Origin of the sequence: Streptomyces sp. NPDC007917, from assembly GCF_042959105.1 — a bacterium.
Classification (GTDB): Bacteria; Actinomycetota; Actinomycetes; order Streptomycetales; family Streptomycetaceae; genus Streptomyces.
The window spans coordinates 63,896-82,972 of the sequence record NZ_JBIBKK010000027.1 but is presented as its reverse complement, the minus strand read 5'-3'; the positions used below and the strand labels follow the sequence as shown (position 1 = coordinate 82,972).

20 protein-coding genes are annotated in these 19,077 nt (G+C 73.4%); 5 read left to right on the top strand and 15 right to left on the bottom strand.

The window, feature by feature from the left end; translation table 11 throughout:
- Positions 1–23: 23 nt before the first annotated feature.
- From ACFZDL_RS37200 to ACFZDL_RS37185, 4 genes are all read right to left on the bottom strand, one after another.
- Positions 24–1,004, bottom strand: a complete 981-nt coding sequence (locus ACFZDL_RS37200; protein ID WP_353595091.1) for an aldo/keto reductase — start codon at positions 1,002–1,004, stop codon at positions 24–26.
- A 78-nt stretch (positions 1,005–1,082) separates the two neighbouring features.
- Complete coding sequence (locus tag ACFZDL_RS37195; protein WP_353595172.1) at positions 1,083–1,730, bottom strand: response regulator transcription factor; 648 nt, start codon at positions 1,728–1,730, stop codon at positions 1,083–1,085.
- 65 nt (positions 1,731–1,795) lie between these two features.
- Entirely contained in the window at positions 1,796–3,136 is a 1,341-nt protein-coding gene (locus tag ACFZDL_RS37190) for a histidine kinase (protein ID WP_353595092.1), read from the bottom strand.
- A 197-nt stretch (positions 3,137–3,333) separates the two neighbouring features.
- The gene (locus ACFZDL_RS37185) at positions 3,334–4,104 is read right to left on the bottom strand and encodes an IclR family transcriptional regulator (RefSeq protein ID WP_353595093.1); all 771 of its coding nucleotides are present in this window, start codon (positions 4,102–4,104) and stop codon (positions 3,334–3,336) included.
- A gap of 131 nt (positions 4,105–4,235) precedes the next feature.
- Here ACFZDL_RS37185 and ACFZDL_RS37180 point away from each other — a divergent pair, with 131 nt between their 5' ends.
- The gene (locus ACFZDL_RS37180; RefSeq protein ID WP_353595094.1) at positions 4,236–5,765 is read left to right on the top strand and encodes an aldehyde dehydrogenase (NADP(+)); all 1,530 of its coding nucleotides are present in this window, start codon (positions 4,236–4,238) and stop codon (positions 5,763–5,765) included.
- Positions 5,766–5,883: 118 nt separating this feature from the next.
- Here ACFZDL_RS37180 and ACFZDL_RS37175 read toward each other — a convergent pair whose 3' ends face one another.
- Together ACFZDL_RS37175 and ACFZDL_RS37170 are read right to left on the bottom strand one after the other, a co-directional pair.
- Positions 5,884–6,354: a fic family toxin-antitoxin system, toxin component gene (locus tag ACFZDL_RS37175; protein WP_353595095.1), complete on the bottom strand. Its 471-nt coding sequence runs from the start codon at positions 6,352–6,354 to the stop codon at positions 5,884–5,886.
- Positions 6,351–6,626, bottom strand: coding sequence for a hypothetical protein (locus tag ACFZDL_RS37170; protein WP_353595096.1), 276 nt, complete (start codon positions 6,624–6,626; stop codon positions 6,351–6,353). The genes ACFZDL_RS37175 and ACFZDL_RS37170 overlap by 4 nt, the downstream gene beginning before the upstream one ends.
- A 155-nt stretch (positions 6,627–6,781) precedes the next feature.
- On the opposite strand from ACFZDL_RS37170, the gene ACFZDL_RS37165 reads away from it, so the two are divergent.
- On the top strand, positions 6,782–7,435 hold the full coding sequence (locus ACFZDL_RS37165) for a DsbA family oxidoreductase (RefSeq protein ID WP_353595097.1): 654 nt from the start codon (positions 6,782–6,784) through the stop codon (positions 7,433–7,435).
- A gap of 71 nt (positions 7,436–7,506) precedes the next feature.
- Entirely contained in the window at positions 7,507–8,568 is a 1,062-nt protein-coding gene (locus ACFZDL_RS37160; RefSeq protein ID WP_353595098.1) for an aminotransferase class V-fold PLP-dependent enzyme, read from the top strand.
- A gap of 41 nt (positions 8,569–8,609) precedes the next feature.
- On the opposite strand, the gene thpD is transcribed toward ACFZDL_RS37160, so the two are convergent.
- The 6 genes from thpD to ACFZDL_RS37130 all read right to left on the bottom strand — a co-directional run bounded on the left by thpD (position 8,610) and on the right by ACFZDL_RS37130 (position 13,662).
- Positions 8,610–9,497 carry an ectoine hydroxylase gene (gene thpD, locus ACFZDL_RS37155; RefSeq protein WP_353595099.1) on the bottom strand — a complete coding sequence of 296 codons (888 nt, stop codon included), beginning with the start codon at positions 9,495–9,497 and terminating at the stop codon, positions 8,610–8,612.
- 5 nt (positions 9,498–9,502) lie between these two features.
- The gene (locus ACFZDL_RS37150; RefSeq protein ID WP_353595100.1) at positions 9,503–9,907 is read right to left on the bottom strand and encodes an ectoine synthase; all 405 of its coding nucleotides are present in this window, start codon (positions 9,905–9,907) and stop codon (positions 9,503–9,505) included.
- Positions 9,908–9,974: 67 nt separating this feature from the next.
- The gene (gene ectB, locus ACFZDL_RS37145) at positions 9,975–11,243 is read right to left on the bottom strand and encodes a diaminobutyrate--2-oxoglutarate transaminase (RefSeq protein ID WP_353595101.1); all 1,269 of its coding nucleotides are present in this window, start codon (positions 11,241–11,243) and stop codon (positions 9,975–9,977) included.
- Positions 11,244–11,312: 69 nt separating this feature from the next.
- A complete protein-coding gene (gene ectA / locus ACFZDL_RS37140) occupies positions 11,313–11,855 on the bottom strand; it encodes a diaminobutyrate acetyltransferase (RefSeq protein ID WP_353595102.1) in 543 nt (180 codons plus the stop codon).
- 374 nt (positions 11,856–12,229) lie between these two features.
- Entirely contained in the window at positions 12,230–13,018 is a 789-nt protein-coding gene (locus ACFZDL_RS37135; RefSeq protein WP_353595103.1) for a hypothetical protein, read from the bottom strand.
- Entirely contained in the window at positions 13,015–13,662 is a 648-nt protein-coding gene (locus ACFZDL_RS37130) for a SigE family RNA polymerase sigma factor (protein WP_391193476.1), read from the bottom strand. Before ACFZDL_RS37130 ends, ACFZDL_RS37135 begins: the two co-directional genes overlap by 4 nt.
- Positions 13,663–13,933: 271 nt before the next feature.
- On the opposite strand from ACFZDL_RS37130, the gene ACFZDL_RS37125 reads away from it, so the two are divergent.
- Entirely contained in the window at positions 13,934–15,043 is a 1,110-nt protein-coding gene (locus ACFZDL_RS37125; protein WP_353595104.1) for an amidohydrolase family protein, read from the top strand.
- 272 nt (positions 15,044–15,315) lie between these two features.
- Positions 15,316–16,242, top strand: a complete 927-nt coding sequence (locus ACFZDL_RS37120; RefSeq protein ID WP_353595105.1) for an SCO1860 family LAETG-anchored protein — start codon at positions 15,316–15,318, stop codon at positions 16,240–16,242.
- Between the two features lie 231 nt (positions 16,243–16,473).
- Here ACFZDL_RS37120 and cobC read toward each other — a convergent pair whose 3' ends face one another.
- From cobC to ACFZDL_RS37105, 3 genes are all read right to left on the bottom strand, one after another.
- Positions 16,474–17,565: an Rv2231c family pyridoxal phosphate-dependent protein CobC gene (cobC, locus tag ACFZDL_RS37115; protein WP_353595106.1), complete on the bottom strand. Its 1,092-nt coding sequence runs from the start codon at positions 17,563–17,565 to the stop codon at positions 16,474–16,476.
- Positions 17,555–18,439, bottom strand: coding sequence for a sirohydrochlorin chelatase (locus ACFZDL_RS37110; RefSeq protein ID WP_353595107.1), 885 nt, complete (start codon positions 18,437–18,439; stop codon positions 17,555–17,557). The genes cobC and ACFZDL_RS37110 overlap by 11 nt, the downstream gene beginning before the upstream one ends.
- Positions 18,440–18,542: 103 nt before the next feature.
- Positions 18,543–18,932 carry a cobalamin biosynthesis protein gene (locus ACFZDL_RS37105; protein WP_353595108.1) on the bottom strand — a complete coding sequence of 130 codons (390 nt, stop codon included), beginning with the start codon at positions 18,930–18,932 and terminating at the stop codon, positions 18,543–18,545.
- Positions 18,933–19,077 lie beyond the last annotated feature (145 nt).

The following is a 19,077-nucleotide window of genomic DNA, read 5'->3' as shown; positions in this document are numbered from 1 at the left end:
GGCCCCGGACCGCTCGCGTCCCATCAGCCGTGACCCATGATGGGGCGCGGGCGGTACGGCGCCTCCAGGCGGGCCACCTCGTCCTCGTCGAGCCGCAGCCCGACCGCGGCGACCGCGTCCTCCAGGTGGCCGGCTTTGGTGGCCCCCACGATCGGCGCGGTCACCGCGTCCTTGCCGAGCAGCCAGGCGAGCGCGACCTGCGCCGGGCTCACCCCGCGCTCCTCGGCCACGGCACGGGTGGCGTCCACGATGTCGAACTCGGCGTCCGCGTACCACCTCTCGACCAGCTGATCCTCGCCCGCCCGGACCGTCGCCCCGGTGCGGTGCCGGTCGCGGGTGCCGGTGAGCAGCCCGCGCGCCAGCGGGCTCCACGGGATCACCCCCACCCCCTGGTCCAGGCAGAACGGGTTCATCTCCCGCTCCTCCTCCCGGTACAGCAGGTTGTAGTGGTTCTGCATCGACACGAACCGGGTCCAGCCCGCCGCCGCTGCCGTGTACTGCGCCTTGGCGAACTGCCAGGCGAACATGGACGACGCGCCGATATAGCGCGCCTTGCCCGCCCGCACCACGTCGTGCAGCGCCTCCATGGTCTCCTCGATCGGCGTCTCGGGGTCCCACCGGTGGATCTGGTAGAGGTCGACGTGGTCGGTGCCAAGCCGCCGCAGCGAGGCGTCGATGCCCGCCAGGATGTGCTTCCGGGACAACCCGCGGTCGTTGGGGCCCTCGCCCATCGGCATGTACACCTTGGTGGCCAGCACATAGTCGTCCCGGCTGGAGAAGAGCTCACGCAGCAGCTCGCCCGTGACCTCCTCGCTCCTGCCCCTGGAGTACATGTCGGCGGTGTCGAAGAACGTCACGCCGCTCTCCACCGCCCGGCGCACGATCGGCCGCGCCGCGTCGATGTCCAACTGCCACGCGCGGTGCTGGGGGTCGCCGTAGCTCATCATCCCCAGGCAGATCCGCGACACCTTGATCCCGGACTGTCCCAGGCGGGCGTACTCCATGCGTTTCCTCTTTCCCAGATTTCCCAGGTTTCCCAGTTCCCTCGATCGGTCACAGCAGACCACTACGGCGCCCGCGTGTCAGCCCGGTTTGACGAAACCGCACTCGTAGGCCGCGATGACCGCCTGAGTGCGGTCCCGTACGCCGAGCTTGGCAAGCACCGCGGCCACATGGCTCTTGACCGTGGCCGGGCTCACCGCGATCCGGCCGGCGATCTCGGCGTTGGACAGCCCGGCGGCCATCAGCCGCAGCACCTCGGCCTCCCGCTCGGAGAGCCGGTCGCGCAGCGCCCGCGCCGGGTCGTCGCGGCCGGTGGCGTGCGCGGCGGCCAGCGCCCGCACCGCGGCCGGGAACAGCAGCGAGTCGCTGCGCGCCACGAGCCGCACCGCCTGCACCAGCTCGTCCGCGCGGGCCCGCTTGAGCAGAAAGCCGCTGGCCCCCGCGCGCAGCGCGTCGTAGACATGGCTGTCGTTCTCGAAGGTCGTCACGACGATCACGCGCGGCGGCTCGGGCATGGTCGCCAGGATGCGCTCGGTGGCGCGGATGCCGTCGATCTCGGGCATCCGGACGTCCATCAGGACGATGTCCGGGCGCAGCTGGTGGACCAGCGGGACGGCCTCCGCGCCAGTGCCCGCCTCGCCGACGACCTCCAGGTCCGGCTCGCCGGCCAGGATCGCGCGCAGCGCGGTGCGCACCATCCGCTCGTCGTCGGCGAGCACGATGCGCAGGGGAGGCGGCGCCGGGGTGGATGTCGGCGGGACGGATGCCGGCGGGGCGGAGGGCGGCGGGGCGCTCACCGGGCCGCCCCCAGGGGGATACGGACCGCCAGCCGCCAGCCGTCCTCGGTCGGGCCCCAGGCGCAGCTGCCGCGCAGCAGCGCCGTGCGCTCGGCGATCCCGCGCAGGCCGCGGCCGCCGCCGGTGCGCCGCCGCCGGGCGGCCCCGCCCACCCGCTTCGCCGGTTCCACCGGGTCCACCGGGCTCACCGGGTTCTCCATGGTGATCTCCAACTCCCTGTCCTGTGCGGTGCGCTCGGCGATCCGCAGTCTCACCGGCACCCGGCCCGCGTGGCGCAGCGCGTTGCTGAGTCCTTCCTGCACGATGCGGTACGCCTCGCGGGACACGGCGGGCGGCAGCCGGTCGAGCCCGCCGGTGGCGGTCAGGACGACGGTGACGCCGGCCGCCCGGGTCCGGGCCAGCAGCCCGTCCAGGCCGGCGAGGGTGGGGGCGGGGGCGGCACGGCCCCCGCCGCTCCCGCTCTCGTTCCCGCCTCCGTTGTCCTCGCCCTCCCGCAGCAGGCCCAGCACGCTGTCGAGTTCCCCGACCGCCGCGCGCGTGGCCTCTTCGATGGCGGCAAGCGCCTGCCGGGCGAACTCCGGGTCCGCGTCGAGGACCTTGCGCGCCGCGCCCGCCTGCAGGGTCACCGCGCTCAGCGCATGCCCGACGGAGTCGTGCAGCTCCCGGGCGAGTCGGTTGCGGGAGGCGAGGCGGGCGGCCCGCTCCTCGGCCGCGGCGAGCCGGTCGGCGGGCGTGGGCCCGAGCAGCGCGGGCGCACAGCGAGCCAGCAGCGCCCCCGCGCCCGCGATCGCCGCGACCACGGCCGACAGCAGCAGGATTCCGGCGGCGGGGGCGAGCACGCGGGCGGACTCGAAGGCGGTCGGCCAGACCACGCCCCTGGCGTACGCCGCGTCGGTGAACGGCAGCGCGACCAGCAGCGCCGCCGCGGGCGGCAGGGCGAGGGTGATCGCGCCGACGAGGCCGCCGAGCGCCAGGTGCAGCCCGTACCACAGGGAGGCGCGGCTGCGCGCGTCCCAGGACGTGGCGGGCCCGGACGCGAGTTCGGCGGGCTCGGGGAGCCCGCACAGCGAGCGCGCGGCCGTGGCCTCCAGGGGGCGTACGAGTGGGAAGAGCGCGGTCAGTACGGCCGGCGGCAGGGCCACGGCGTACGCGGCGAGCTGCCACCCCAGCGAGTCGAGGGGCCGGGCGCCCGGGACGGCCGCCACGAGGACGACGCAGGCCAGCAGGTAGTACGGCATCAACAGGGCCCCGCCGAGCACCAGATGCACCCAGCGCAGCCGGGCCCGCCGCCCCAGCGCCGCCCGGGCGCACCGCCGCCACCACGCCACGGGCGTCACGCCCCCCGGCGCGCCGGGGCGGCGACGGCGAAGGAGCGCAGGGTTCTTTTCATGCCCACCAGTCTTCCGGCGGCCTCCCTGCCGCGCTTCCTCCCGTGAGACGATCCGCCTCCGCCGTACGGGCGAGCGGCCCCGCGCCTTCGGGCCGGAGGGGCGCAGACGGGTCAGGGGCGGGTCAGGGGCGGGTCAGGGGCGGGTCAGAGGCGGCGGGTGGCGAGGGTGAGGCGGTCGCGGGCGTCGAAGAGGGCGTCCTTGATCATCTGCTCATGGGCGGGGGTGAGCCTGGCCACCGGCACGGAGCAGCTGATCGCGTCCCGCGAAGGCGTGCGGTAGGGGATCGCGATACCGAAGCAGCGCAGCCCCAGCGTGTTCTCCTCGCGGTCCACCGCGTATCCCTGCTCGCGGATGACGTGGAGCTCCTCGATGAGCTTCTCGCGGTCGGTGATGGTGTGCTCGGTGAGCGCGCCGAGGGTCTCGGGCAGCATCTTGCGCACCTGCTCGTCGGAGTAGGTGGCCAGCAGCGCCTTGCCCAGCGAGGTGGAGTGGGCCGGCAGCCGGCGGCCGACGCGGGTGAAGGGGCGCAGATAGTGCTGGGACTGGCGGGTGGCGAGGTAGACCACGTTGGTGCCGTCGAGGCGGGCGAGGTGGATGGTCTCGGTGGTGTCGTCGGAGAGCCGGTCCAGGGTCGGCCGGGCGGCGGCCACGACCTCGTCGCCGTCGATGTACGAGGTGCCCACCAGCAGGGCGCGCACGCCGATGCCGTAGCGGGTGCCGGTCGCGTCGGTCTCCACCCAGCCGAGCTCCACCAGGGTGCGCAGCAGCATGTAGAGAGAGGACTTGGGGTAGCCCACGGCATCCTGCACGGCGGCCAGGCTGTGCATGCCGGGCCGGCCGGCGAAGAATTCCAGCAGCTCGACCGTACGGACCGCCGACTTGACCTGGGCCCCACCCGTCTCGGCAGTTGACATCGCCTTGACCCCTTTGTTCGACCAGCCATAGAGTCCCGACAGAGTTCACTATCAGGGACAGCGTTCAGCATATCGAACAACAGCCGAGGTGCGGGACGCAAGCAGCGGCAACACAGCAGGAGGATTCCGCGGTGTCAGCACCAGTGTGGAGCGTCGACCCCCGAACCGGGAAGCAGCGGGAACAGGTCGCGATCGAAGCCACCGCCGAGGAGATCGACCGCGTGGTGCGGGCGGCCCACGAGGCACGCGGCTCCCTGGCCGACCGTACGGTGCGCGCCGCCTTCCTGCGCGCCGCCGCCGACCGGCTCGACGAGGCGAAGGACCGGATCGTCGAGGCGGCCGACGCCGAGACCGCGCTGGGCCCCGTCCGGCTCACGGGCGAGCTCGCCCGCACCACCTACCAGCTGCGGGCCTTCGCCGACGTCGTGGACGAGGGCGGCTTCCTCGACGTGCGCGTCGACCACGCGGACGCCACCCAGACCCCGCCCTGGCCCGATCTGCGCCGCTACAAGGTGCCGCTCGGCGTCGTCGCCGTCTACTCCGCCAGCAACTTCCCGCTCGCCTTCTCCGTGCCCGGCGGCGACACCGCCTCCGCGCTCGCCGCGGGCTGCCCGGTCGTCGTCAAGGCGCACCCCGACCACCCCGCCACCTCCGAGGTGACCGCCTCCGCGCTGCGCCGCGCCGCCGAGGACTCCGGGCTGCCCGTGGACGTGATCTCGGTGGTGCACGGCTTCCAGGCGGGCATCGAGCTGGTCAAGCACCCGCTGATCGCCGCCGCGGGCTTCACCGGCTCGATCCGCGGCGGGCGCGCCCTGTTCGACGCCGCCGCGGCCCGGCCGGTGCCGATCCCCTTCCACGGCGAACTCGGCAGCCTCAACCCGGTCGTGATCACCGAGGCCGCGGCGGCCGAGCGCGCCGAGCAGATCGGCGCGGGCCTGGGCGGGTCGATGACGCTGGGCATGGGCCAGTTCTGCACCAAGCCCGGGTTTGTGCTGGCCCCGGCGGGCGAGGCGGGCGACCGCCTGGTGAAGTCCCTCACCGAGGCGGTCAGTAACAGCGAGGCCGGTGTGCTGCTGGACCACCGCATGCGCGACAACTTCGTCGCCGGGGTCAAGGAGCGGGCCGAACTCCCCGAGGTGGACGCCCCGGTCACCCCCGGCTCCGGCGGTGAGCACGCGGTCAGCGCCGGCTTCCTGACCGTCCCGGCGCGGCTGCTCGCCGAGGAGGGGCAGCACGATGTGCTGCTGGAGGAGTGCTTCGGCCCGGTGACCGTGCTCGCCCGCTACGAGAGCCAGGACGACATCACGGCCGTGCTCGGGCGGCTGCCGGGCAACCTGACCGCCACCGTCCACCTCTCCGAGGCCGAGGGCGAAGGCAGCGACGGCCGGGCCTCCGAACTGCTGGCCGAGCTCACCCCGCTCGCCGGCCGCGTGCTGGTCAACGGCTGGCCGACCGGCGTCGCCGTCGCCCCGGCCCAGCACCACGGCGGCCCGTACCCGGCGACCACCTCCACCTCCACGTCGGTCGGCGGCACCGCCATCGAGCGCTGGCTGCGGCCGGTCACCTACCAGGACACCCCGGCCGCGCTGCTGCCGCCGGAGCTGCGCGACGAGAACCCGCTGGGGCTGCCCCGCCGGGTGAACGGGCGCCGGGAGGCCTGACGACCCGAGGTGCGACGCCGCGGGCGGGGCCGGCCGGCCCCGCCCGCGGCTCACCGCGCCCACAAGCGCGGTGGGCCGTACGCACGCCCCACCGCGCTCAGCCGTCGGCCGCCCCGGCTCAGCCGTCGGCCGGCCCGTCCCCCGCTCCGTCCGACATCCCCTCCGCCGCCCCTTCCGACGCCACCTCCGACGTCCAGGCGCGCAGCGCGCGGGCGATGTGCCGCAGCGGAACCCCCGGGCCCGCGATGTCGCGCATCAGCGCCAGCACCTCGGAGCCCTTGACGTCCTGGGTGACGGACAGGCCGTTTATCGTCAGCACCGCCCGGGTCGCGGCCCACGCGGCGTCGGCCTGGGAGTGTTCGAGCCAGGGATGGCGCAGCAGCGTGTCGAGGACCGCGGCCGCCTTGAGATGGGCGCCCCAGTACACGTCCTGGTTCAGCATGTGTGCGCCGTGCCGGTGGATGGCCGCCAGCGGCACCCCGTAGTCGTCTATCGCGGGCGAGCCGGGGATGTCCGCGGTCGCCTGGAGCAGGGTGGGGAAGTCGATGGCGAGCCCTGGAGAACGGGGCGACCGGGCCGACCGGGTCAACAGACGTCCTTCAGACGCGTGGCCGGGTCGAACCCCATCTCCTTGCTCGTGCTGCGGGGACGCGCCGCAAGCTCCTCGTTGAGCTCCTCGAACTCGCCCCTCCAGCGCTGCAGCGAATCCCGGAACGCGGCCAGGAAGGCCTCCCGCGTCTCGTCCCGGTCCAGCGCGAGCCGAGCCCGCCCGTACGCCTGGGGCGTCATGCCGACGGCTGCCGCACGGCGCCGGATCTCCTCGTGTTCTGCTTCGGTGAGCCGGAGGATGAGGTTGGCCATGCGGGGAGACAATCACCCCGAATCAGGTGATCGCAATCCCCGTGGGGAATGAACCGGGGTGCCTCGTGGTTGACCCGCCAACACTGTGACACCCCCCCCGGGCGCCGCCGCCCCCGCGCACGGCGACCGGCGACTGATCGGAAAAAGCGAGCCCCATGCGTGTAGAGATCTGGTCCGACATCGTCTGTCCCTGGTGCTACATCGGAAAGGCCCGCTTCGAGCAGGGCCTGGCCGCCTTCGAACACCGTGACCAGGTCGAGGTGGTGCATCGCTCCTTCGAGCTCGACCCCGACCACCCCAAGGGCGACACGGTGCCGGTGCTCGACATGCTCGCGACCAAGTACCGGGTCCCGCGCGAGCAGGCCCAGGCCATGGAGGGCCGGGTGGCCGAGGCCGCGGCCGAAGCCGGGCTCGGCTACCGCTCCGACCGCGACCACGGCAACACCTTCGACATCCACCGGCTGCTGCACCTCGCCAAGGCCCGCGGACGCCAGGGCGCCCTGCTGGACCGGCTCTACGCCGCGAACTTCGCCGACGAGCGGTCCCTCTTCGACCCCGGGACACTGCTGGCCGCCGCCGCGGAGGCCGGGCTCGACCCCGCCGAGGCCCGCGCGGTACTCGACGACGAGACCGCGTACGCCGAGGACGTACGGGCCGACGAGCGCGAGGCCGCCGAGCTCGGGGCCAGTGCCGTGCCCTTCTTCGTCCTCGACCGCCGCTTCGGCGTCTCGGGCGGCCAACCGGCTGAGATCTTCACCCAGGCGCTGCGCCAGGCCTGGGAAGCGTCGCAGGTCAGCGGGGACAAGTAAGGACTGCTTGGGGATACGCTTCAGACCTCGGCGATGGACGCGGGGGTGGACGCCTCCCATAGTGGATGCACATGGAGCCCTTGGGAGGCGCGGAATTCGCGCCGCAGACGACGTATCTCAACACCGCCTCCACCGGTCTGATCCCCGCCCGTACCGTGGCCGCCATGAAGGAGGCCCTTGACGCCGCGGCGGGCGGAGGGCCCGCCGCCGACCTGGCCTGGGAGGCGGTGGAGGAGGCGCGCGCCGCCTTCGCCCGGCTGACCGGGGTGCCGGCGCGGCGGGTCGCGGCGGGCGGCTCGGTCGCCGTGTACGCCGGGCTGGTGGCGGCATCCCTGCCGTCCGGTGCCGAAGTCCTGGTGGCCGAGGGCGACTTCAGCTCGCTGGTCAACCCCTTCACCATGCGCCGCGACCTGAAGCCGCGCGCCGTTCCGCTGGACGCCCTGGCGGACGCGGTGCGCCCCGGCACCGCGCTGGTCGCCGTCAGCGCGGTGCAGTCGGCGGACGGCCGGATCGCCGACCTGGACGCCATCCGGGCGGCGGCCCGCGCGCACGGCGCCCGGCTCCTGGTGGACGGCAGCCAGGGCCTCGGCTGGCTGCCGCTGAACGCCGACGACGCCGACTACACGGTGTGCGTCGGCTTCAAGTGGCTGATGTGCCCGCGCGGCGTCACCTTCCTGACCGTGCCCGAGGACCTCGGCGGGCTCACCCCGGTCTTCGCCGGCTGGGCGGCCGGCGAGAAGCCCTGGGACAGCTGCTACGGGCCCGTCGAGGAACTGGCGCACTCGGCCCGCCGCTTCGACCAGAGCCCCAGCCTGCTGTCGTACGTCGGCGCCGCGCGCTCCCTCGCGCTCGTCGAGGAGCTGGGCACGGCGGCCATCGGCGACCACGACCGCGCGCTCGCCGACCGCTTCCGGGCCGGGCTCACCGCGCTGGGGCACCGGTGCGTGGACGCCCCGGGCTCGGCGATCGTGTCCGTACCGGGGCTCGGCCACGCCGCGCCCCGCCTCGCCGAGGCCGGCGTCTCCGTCGCGGCGCGCGCCGGGAATCTGCGCGCCTCGTTCCACCTCTACAACACCGAGGCCGATGTGGACCGGCTGCTCGAGGTGGTCTCCGGCGTCCCGGCCGGGGCGTAGGGCCCCTTCCGGGACGCCGGGTCAGCGTACGGGCGTGGGGGTCACCGTACGGGGGTGAAGTCCCGCGCCCCGATGAACTCCGGCCGCCGGATCGGCGCCGCGAAGGGCTCGACCGCCGCGTTCTCCACGCTGTTGAAGACGATGAAGACATTGCTGCGCGGGTACGGCGTGATGTTGTCGCCCGACCCGTGCATGCAGTTGCAGTCGAACCAGGTCGCCGATCCGGCCTTGCCGGTGAACAGCCTGATCCCGTGCGCGTCGGCGAGCTTCGTCAGCGCCTCGTCCGACGGGGTGCCCGCGTCCTGCATCTGCAGCGACTTCTTGTAGTTGTCCTTCGGGGTCGCCCCCGCGCAGCCGAGGAAGGTGCGGTGCGAACCCGGCATGATCATCAGACCGCCGTTGGTGTCGTGGTTCTCGGTCAGCGCGATGGACACCGACACCGTGCGCATGTTCGGCAGCCCGTCCTCGGCGTGCCAGGTCTCGAAGTCCGAGTGCCAGTAGAAGCCCGAGGCGCCGAAGCCGGGCTTGACGTTGATCCGGCTCTGGTGGACGTACACCTCCGAACCGAGGATCTGGCGGGCCCGGCCCACGACGCGCGGGTCGCGGACCAGGCCCGCGAAGACCTCGCTGATCCGGTGCACCTCGAAAACCGACCGTACGTCCTGCGACTTCGGCTCGATGATCGAGCGCTCGTCGGCCCGCACCTTCGGGTCGGCGATCAGCCGGTCGAGCTCGGCGCGGTAGACCGCGACCTCGTCCGGAGCGATCAGCTGGTCGATCGCCAGGAAGCCGTCCCGATCGAAGTCGCTCAGCTCGGACGGGCGCAGCGGCCCCGGGGCCCCGGGCTCGGACCACACCACCGGGTCCACGCGCGGGGTGACCGTCTCGGAGCTCGTGCGGGTCGGGTACAGGTCAGTGACCGTGGTCATCTGGATCAGGCCTCCTCCGGCTCGGTGATCAGGGGGTATACGCCGTTCTCGTCGTGGTCCTCCCGTCCGGTGATCGGCGGGTTGAAAACGCAGACGCAGCGGAAGTCGGTCTTGGGACGCAGGGTGTGCTTCTCGTGCCCGTCCAGCAGATACATGGTGCCGGGGGTGATCCAGTGCTTCTCGCCGGTGTCGTCGTTGGTGAGCTCGGCCTCGCCCTCGACGCACAGCACGGCCTCGATGTGGTGGGCGTACCACATCGACGTCTCGGTGCCGGCGTAGAGCGTGGTCTCGTGCAGTGAGAAGCCCACCCGCTCCCTCGCCAGGACGATGCGCTTGCTCTCCCAGGTGCCCGACGCGGCCTTCACATGCCGCTCGGTGCCCTCGATGTCCTTGAAGGATCGGACGATCACGGTGGATTGTCGCCTTTCTGTTCGTGATCCGATGTGGTGTGAGGTGGTGTGGCGTGGTGCGAGGTGATCAGGCGGTCTCGCGGACCGCGCGGGCCAGGGTCCGCAGCCCCTCGTCCAGCTCGTCGGGGGAGACGGTCAGCGGCGGCAGCAGCTTGACGACCTCGCTCTCCGGGCCCGAGGTCTCCACCAGCAGGCCGAGTTCGAAGGCGCGGGCGCACACCGCCGAGGCGCGCGAGCGATCGGTGAACTCCAGGCCCCAGACCAGGCCCCGGCCGCGGTACTCGGCGCCCAGCCGGACGTGCTCCTCGCAGATCGCGCGCAGCGCCTGCTCCATCTGCTCGCCGCGGGCCAGGGTCTGCTTCTCCATCTGGCCGTCGGCCCAGTACGTGTCCAGGGCCGCGGCGGCGGTGACGAAGGCCGGGTTGTTGCCGCGGAAGGTGCCGTTGTGCTCGCCCGGCTCCCAGACGTCCAGCTCGGGCCGGAAGAGCGTCAGCGACATGGGCAGGCCGTAGCCGCCGATGGACTTGGAGAGCGTGACGATGTCCGGGGTGATGCCCGCCTCCTCGAAGGAGAAGAACGGGCCGGTGCGGCCGCAGCCCATCTGGATGTCGTCGACGATCAGCAGCATGTCGCGGCGCTTGCACAGGTCGGCCAGGCCGCGCAGCCACTCGGTGCGCGCCACGTTGATGCCGCCCTCGCCCTGCACCGTCTCGACGATGACCGCGGCGGGCTGGTTGAGGCCGGAGCCCTGGTCCTCCAGCAGCCGTTCGAACCACAGGAAGTCGGGCACCCGGCCGTCCAGGTAGTTGTCGAACGGCATCGGTGTGCCGTGGACCAGCGGGATGCCCGCGCCGGCCCGTTTGAAGGCGTTGCCGGTGACGGCGAGGGCGCCCAGCGACATTCCGTGGAAGGCGTTGGTGAAGGACACGATGGCCTCGCGCCCCTTGACCTTGCGGGCCAGCTTCAGGGCGGCCTCGACGGCGTTGGTGCCGGTCGGGCCCGGGAACATGACCTTGTACGGCAGATCGCGCGGGCGCAGCACGGTGTTCTGGAAGGTCTCCAGGAAGGCGCGCTTGGCGGTGGTGCCCATGTCCAGGCCGTGGGTGACGCCGTCCCGCTCGATGTAGTCGATCAGGGCGCGTTTGAGGACCGGGTTGTTGTGGCCGTAGTTGAGCGCTCCGGCCCCGGCGAAGAAGTCGAGGTAGGTGTGGCCGTCCTCGTCGTACATGTAGCTGCCCTGCGCGCGGTCGAAGACGGCGGGCCAGCCGCGGCAGTAGCTGCGTACCTCCGACTCCAGGGCCTCGAAGACGCTCAGCGCGGGCGGGGTGATGGTCACAGCATTCTCCTGGGAGATGAATGTGAGGGGGTGAGAGCTTGGGGCGAGGGTGTGGTGCGGGGCGGGGCGTCAGGTGACGGCGAGGGGGCCGATGCGGTACAGCACCTCGGGCTCATGGCCGCCGTCCGGGAACAGGCCGCCGTCGAACAGCACCTCGCGCTCCACGGGGGCGCCGTGCCGCTCGGCGAAGGAGGTGAACAGCCTGTTGGAGGCGGTGTTGTCCGGCGTGATCGTGGTCTCGATGCGATGGATGTCCGACTGCTCGGCGACGCGCGCGGTCAGCCCGTCCAGCAGGGCGGCGGCCAGCCCCCGGCCGCGCCACGCCTGGTCCACGGCGACCTGCCAGACCACCAGGGTCCGGAGGCGCTGCGGGCGGATGTAACCCGTGACGAAGCCGACCGGCTCCCCGTGGGTGTCCCGGGCCACGACCGAGGTGGCGGCGAAGTCGCGACACCACAGCAGATAGCTGTAGGAGGAGTTCAGGTCCAAGGTCCCGGAGTCGCGGGCGATGCGCCAGATCGCGGCTCCGTCCTCGACGCGTGGGGCCTCGAGCGTCAGTCCTTTCGGCATTTCTCTTCGGGCACTTGCAAGGTCTGCTTGTGCGGCGGTCATGCGGATTGAATTTACCCAGCACAATCTTAAATTGCATTGCGGTGAGGGGTTACCCGGAGCGGGGTCGGTGTGTTATCGCGCGGGGACGCGCGTGCGCACGGGGCGATGGATGAAAAATGCTGCTTTGTCGGGGGAGTTACCGGGGCGAAACGTCCTCCGTGTGGAATGTGTCACATCTGCGTAACGGTCGAGTGACGCACTCGAATTACAGCGCTCCCGGGTTACGAAACTTTAGCGTTTAGGAGTCCGGAAAGCGGGCAGAAGAAGATGGGAACCTGTATTCAAAAAGGCGCTTCCTTTATATCTCCGCAGGCCACCCGGAATTCACCTGGATTCAGCTGGATTCGCCTGGAATCACGTGGCGTCCCCGGGAATCACTTGGCTTCGCGGAACCGGCCCCTGACGGCGAACGCGCCCGACGGGCCGTTGCCGGAGGCCGAGTAGCCGTCCCCGGAGATGTCCCGGTCACCCTCCGCGTGGTTGTACTGGCCGGCGAAGACATGCCGCCCCGCGGGCACCGTGGCCCCGTCCTTCAGCGTCCAGCGGTACACCAGCGCGTTCTTCTCGCTGCGCACCGAGACGTTCACGCTGCCGGTGGGCAGCGTGGACCACGAGCCGGTGGTGAGCACCCCACCGGTGTGCGCGACCCGCAACTCGACGGTCAGCGAGGTCAGCGGCTTGCCGGTCTTCACGATCACATCGCTCTGCGCCCAGTACGGATTGGACCCCGGGTTGATCTCGCCGGTCGAGCGCACCACGGGGTCGGCAAGGTGGTTTGGACCGACCGCGGTGGGGGAGGCGGTCGGAGTGTGCCGCTGCGATCCGTCGTCCGTCCCCCCTCCGTTCCCGGTGTCCCGCCCCGCATGGGCCGGCGGGACCGCGGGCTCGCTCGACGTCCGTACGGTCTGCGGCCGCTGGGCAGGATCCGTGGCCAGCACCACGATCCCCGCGGCCGCCACTGCCGCGGCGAGCCCGGCGACCGGGCCCGCCACCCGGGTCCACGGCCGCCCGGCCCAGCGCTCGGTGCGGCGCCGCCGGTCCCCGGCCATGCCCGCGGTCACCCGGGCCAGCATCCGGGCCCGGTCCGGCCGGTGGGCCTCGGCGGCCGTGCGCAGTTCGGCGGCGACATCGATCCGGTCGTGCCGCTCGCGGTGGTCGATCATCGACCGTTCCCTCCCGCATGGCCAGGGTGGAGCTTCCGTACGGTCTCCTGCGTGCCCGGCACCGGCTGCTGCCCGCCGCCGTGCGCCGAGCCGAGCAGCCGCTCCAGCTCCGCGATGCCGCGCGAGGTCTGGCTCTTGACCGTGCCCACCGAGATGCCGAGCGTACGCGCCGTCTCCCGCTCCGACAGGTCGAAGGCGTGCCGCAGCACCACACAGGCGCGCTTGCGGAACGGCAGCCTCACCAGGGCGGCCTGGACGTCCACCACGGCGGAGATGTCCGGGTCGTCGACGTGGTCGGCGCGCTGGGACGAGAAGAGCGCCACCCGGCGGCGCTCGCGCACCAGGCTGCGGATCCGGGAGCGCGCCAGATTGGCGACCACGCCCCGGGCGTATGCGGCCGGGTGGTCGGCGACCCGCACCCGCTCCCACTGGTGCCAGACGGCGACCAGCGCGTCGGCGGCGAGGTCGTCCGCGCCGTCGGAGCTGCCGAGCAGCAGATGGGCGAGGCGGGCGAGTTCGGCGTGGTGCCGCTCGAAGAAGTCCCGGAACTCCGCCTGGGCGTCCGGTGGCCCGGCGGGCGCGAGGTCGGCTGTCGGGACGGGTGCCTGTTCAGGGGGCGGATCGGATGCCGGAGCGGGTGTCAGGCCCGACAGGGCGGCCGCCGGTAAGTCCCGCGGGGGGCGCGTCCCGGCGGTAGCCGGGGGCGCGTTCTCCGGTGACTCCGGCAGTGTCGCCGGTGCGGGGCGTACGGCGGCCGGGTCATCGGTGGGAGCGCTCACGCGGGCCTCCTCACTTCCCCTCGTCCGGTGGGTTGCGTGAGCGTAGCAGCGCTCCCCGTGTTGTACGAGTGGCGCTGTTTGGCCCCTGGGGAATTGGCCGGTCAGCGCGTTGGCGAAGTCTCGTACAGTGCGAGGCATGAGGGATAGCGCGGTGCTGCACATCAAGGGCAGGGTGCTCGTCGGGCCGGACGCCGGGAGCTTCGTCGAGGACGTCCGGGACGAACTGTGGATCGTGGACGGGAAGATCACCTACGACCGGCCGGCCACCGCCCGGGACGTGCGGACCATCGAGGGATGGGTGCTGCCCGGGCTCGTGGACGCGCACTGCCATGTGGGGCTCGACACGCATGGCGCCGTCGACGAGTCGACCAGCGAGAAGCAGGCGCTGACCGAGCGGGAGGCAGGGGCGCTGCTGCTGCGGGACGCCGGGTCGCCCGCCGACACCCGCTGGATCGACGACCGCGACGACCTGCCCCGCATCATCCGCGCGGGCCGCCACATCGCCCGGACCAAGCGCTACATCCGCGACTACGCCCACGAGATCGAGCCCGAGGAACTGGTGGCGTATGTCGCGCGGGAGGCGCGGCGTGGGGACGGCTGGGTCAAGCTGGTCGGCGACTGGATCGACCGGGAAGCCGGGGACCTAGCGGCCTGCTGGCCGCGCGAGGCGGCCGAGGCGGCCATCGCCGAGGCACACCGGCTGGGCGCACGGGTCACCGCGCACTGCTTCGCGGAGGAGACCCTGGCCCCCCTCGTCGAGGCGGGGATCGACTGCGTCGAGCACGCCACGGGGCTGACCGAGGAGACCATCCCGCTCTTCGCGGAGCGCGGTGTCGCGATCGTCCCGACCCTGGTCAACATCGCCACCTTCCCCAAACTGGCAGAGGGCGGGCAGCGGAAGTTCCCGCGCTGGGCGGACCACATGCGGCGGCTCCACGAGCGCCGCTACGACACCGTGCGCGCGGCCTACGACGCGGGCGTGCCCATCTACACCGGCACCGACGCGGGCGGTTCGCTCCCGCACGGTCTGGTCGGCCAGGAGGTCGCCGAGCTGGTCAGGGCCGGTATCCCGGCGACGGCCGCGCTGTCGGCCGCCACCTGGGGCGCCCGGGCCTGGCTCGGCCGCCCCGGGCTCACCGAGGGCGCGTCGGCCGATCTGGTGGTGTACGAGTCCGATCCGCGGGCCGATGTGCGGGTGCTGACCGCGCCGCGGCGGGTGGTGCTGCGCGGGCGTGTGGTCGGCTGAGGGGACCCGGTGGGCTCGGCCGAGTCAGCGGGCTCAGCGGGCTCAGCGGCTTCAGCGGGCTCAGGACACCCAGGGGTTCGAACGCATCGGCGAGTCACACCCGATGGGATGAACTGACCCCAGGAAGCTGCGGGTTGGCCTTGCGTGCCGCAAATATTGCGGGGTCGATGCCGTCGGCGCCCGTGGTGTCCCCCCGTGGCGAGCCGCCGACGGCTCCATGTCTCCTGTGGGGGTCAACTCACGTGTCCTGTTCCACCAACAACTACTCAGGCATGCCTGCCCGCCGTCTGGCGGTCGCCACGGCAGCTGCCGCCGTCTCCGTACTGGGCCTGCTGCCCGCGGGCGCGGCGCACGCCACCGACGGTGACAGCAAGGCCGGCGGCTCTGCCAAGACGAGCACGCACACGACGGGCGGAGCCGGCGCGGCCGTACTCCGCGCCGATCTGAACGTCTCGCTGCTCAACAAGACCGTCAAGGCGCCGCTGGCGCTCACCCTGAACGAGGTGCGCGCGCCGGCTTCCGCCAGCAAGACCGCGCTCAGCGCGACACTGGACGGCGTCGAGGGGGGCAAGCCGTTCAACGTCCTGCGCGCGGACGTGGCCACCGCACGTGGCACCGTCGCGAAGTCCCGCGCCGAGGGGTACGCCAATCTCGCACACGCCACAGTGCACCTCCCGGGGCTGCCTGGGGTGTCGCTGGTCGAGGTCCAGCAGGTCACCTCGAAGGCGGTGTGCGAGGCCGGAAAGCGGCCCACCGCCACGTCCAACGTGCTGGGCAGCGTGGTCGTGCTCGGCAAGAAGGTCAAGCTCGCCTCCAGCGGGACGACCACGGTCGATGTGCCGGGGCTCGGCACGGTGCGGCTCGACCTGTCGCGCACCTCGACCACGTCCCGCACCGCCGCGGCCACGGCGCTCGGGCTGAAGGTCTCGGTGAACCCGCTGAAGCTGAACGTCTCCGAGGTCGAGGGGAAGATCACCCTGGCCGAGGCGACCTGTGAGGCCCCGGCCGCCCCGGGCGCGGGCTCCGAGATCGGCTCCCAGGCCGGTCCGGGCCCCAAGCCGGAACACCTCGCCGAGACCGGCGGCAGCTCCACCACGCCGTACCTCGTGGCCGGCGGCGCGGCCCTCCTGGGTCTGGGTGCCGGCGCCATCGTCCTGGCCCGCCGCCGTCGCGCCGCGGCGCCCGGCGACGGAGTCTGACGCGGCCCCGGGCCGGTCGTACGCCGGCCGGGGGCGCCGGGCGGGCGGGACCCCGCCCGGCCGGCGCCCCCGGCGCGGGCGTCGCACGCGGTCACTGGCCGCCGCCCGGGCAGAGCTGATGCGCCACCTCGGCTGAAGCCTTGCCCGGGTGGCGCCCGGCCGGGCCTCGCGCGGTCACCGCGCGGGCGGGGGCGGCGCATCAGCCCCGAAGCCCTCGGGGCCGGCCCCGGGTCAGCGCTCGGCGAAGGACTTCGCCAGGGCGGTGATGAAGCGGTCGGTCGTGGCCGGATCGCGGACCGCGAGACGCAGCCAGTCCGGGCCCAGGCCCGGGAAGGTGTCGCCGCGCCGCACCGCGAAACCGAGTTCGCGCAGGCGGGCGCGGACCGCGGTGGCGTTCGGCAGCCGGATCAGCAGAAAGGGTCCGGCCGCCGGGGCGCACACCCGGATCTCCTCGAACTCGGCCAGCCGCGCGGCCAGATGAGCCCGGTCGGCGGCGATCGTCTCCGCCGCCCGCGCCGCCTCGGCGAGCGCCGGAGGCGCACAGCACGCCTCCGCCGCCGCCAGGGCCGGGGAGGACACCGGCCACAGCGGCTGCGCCCGCTCCAGGGCCGCGACCGTGTCCGGCTCCGCCAGCACATAGCCGATCCGCAGCCCCGCCAGCCCCCAGGTCTTGGTCAGGCTGCGCAGCACGACCAGCCCCGGCACATCGGTGCGGCCGGCGAGCGACTCCCGCTCGCCGGGCACCGCGTCCATAAACGCCTCGTCCACCACCAGCGTCCGCCCCGGGCGGGCCAGGGCGGCCACCGCATCGGCCGGGTGCAGCACGGACGTCGGGTTGGTGGGGTTGCCCACCACCACCAGGTCCGCCTCCTTGGGCACCGCGCCCGGGTCCAGCCGGAAGCCGTCGCGCTCGTCCAGCACCACCCGCTCCACCCGGTGCCCGGCGTCCCGCAGCGCGGCCTCCGGCTCCGTGAACTGCGGATGCACCACGACCGGGCGCCGCACCGGGAGGGCGCGTGCGAGCAGTACGAACGCCTCCGCAGCCCCCGCCGTCAACAGCACCCGCGCCGGCGGCACACCATGCCGCGCGGCCACCGCGCGCCGCGCGGCGCGACCGTCCGGATAGGCGGCGAGACCGTCGAGCGCGGCGGCCACCTCGGCCTTGAGCCAGCCGGGAGGCGTATCGGCCCGGACATTGACCGCGAGATCCGTCAGCCCGGCGCCGGAGCCCCGCACCTCCGCGTCCCCGTGGTGACGCAGATGGCGCGGGTCGAACCCGGCGGCCGGATCGACGGACACGCCGGCGGGCTGGTCAGCGCGCATGCGTGGGGGAGCCGGGCTGCCCGCCCTGCTGCGCGGGCACGGGGACCGAGCCGCCCGTCACGTCCCCGGCGCCCCCGGCCGCAGTCCCGGCCCCGTGTCCGGCCCCGTCTCCGGCCGCCTCCCGGTAGCGCTCCATGACCAGGTCCATCAACTCCTCCGAGGGACCCGGCACCTCGGCGGCCACCACCTCGATCTCCGGGTACGCCAGCGCCCAGCCCTCCGCCTGCTGCTGCACCCGGTCCGCCGCCGTCCCCGCGAACAGGAAGTACGGCAGCACCACGATGCGCCGCGCCCCCAGCCGGGCACAGCGGTCGAGGCCCGAGGCCACGTCCGGCGCGGCCAGCGAGACAAAGGCGGTTTCCACGCCGCCGAAGCCACGGCCCTCCCACAGCAGCCTGGCGGCCCGGTGCACCTCGGCGTTGGACTCGGGGCTCACCGACCCGGGGCCCACCAGCAGGACGGTGGTCTCCGCCCGGTCGGAGGGGGAGCGGCGCGGGCCGTCGCCCAGCGCCTCGTCCAGACGGCGCTCCAGCACGCTCAGCAGCCGGGGGTGCGGGCCCAGCGGGCGGGCGCGGACGAAGGACGTGTCGGGGCGCAGCTCACGCTCGCCTGCCAGCGCGGCGGTGAGGTCCTGGTCGGCGCGCTCGGAGGGGATCAGCGTCAGGGGCACGACGGCGAAGCGGGTCACGCCCTCGTCGGCGAGTCCGGCCACCGCGTCACCGAGCGGCAAGGGACTTCGGCCGGTGAAGCCGCCCGCGACGGGCAGGCCGGGATTGCGGGTGCCCAACTCCCGCACGAAGTCGCGGAAGGCGTCGGCTCGCCTCTCGTCTCGGGTGCCGATGCCTGCGATGAGAAGCGCGGGCGGGGTCGTCACGAGGTCTCCTTGGTGCTGATGGTGCGGGTGGCACAGTCGATGCGGGGGGTTGGAATCCCGCCCCGAGACGTTACTGAGTTCTGCGGGCCGATGTGCAGGCAGGTCATCTTTCCTTGTCCTGCCCGTGATTGCCCTGCAGCGACCCGAGCCGGGACAGCCGGCGCGCGACGGCGCAGGTGGCCCGCGCGGGACGGCCGCGCGGCTCCGATTTCCGCTTGGGCGCGAGGAGTTCGCCCCCCGGCCCGGCGGCGAGCAGGGCCGCCGCCTCGGCGACACTGGCCGTCCCCACGGCGCCCAGCACGGCCCCGGACGGGCTCGGCACCGCGACGGAGGCCAGCGCCGCGGCGCCAAGGCCCCGCAGTGGCACGCCGAGCCGGGCCGCCGCCGCGGCCAGCCCCGGCTCGTCCACCTTCCCCTCGACCGTGGCCAACTCCACGACCTCGCACACCGAGAGCCCCGCCCCTTCCAGCGTCCGCCGGATGAGCCCGGTCACCTCCCCGACGCACACACCCCGCCCGGCACCGACCCCGACCACAAGCCCCGGGCGCGGCGCGGAGGGCATCGGCGTATTCGCCGCCCCCGGCGCAGCCGCGGACCCCATCGGCGGCCCGGGGCGCGCCCCGCCCGCGTCACGCTCT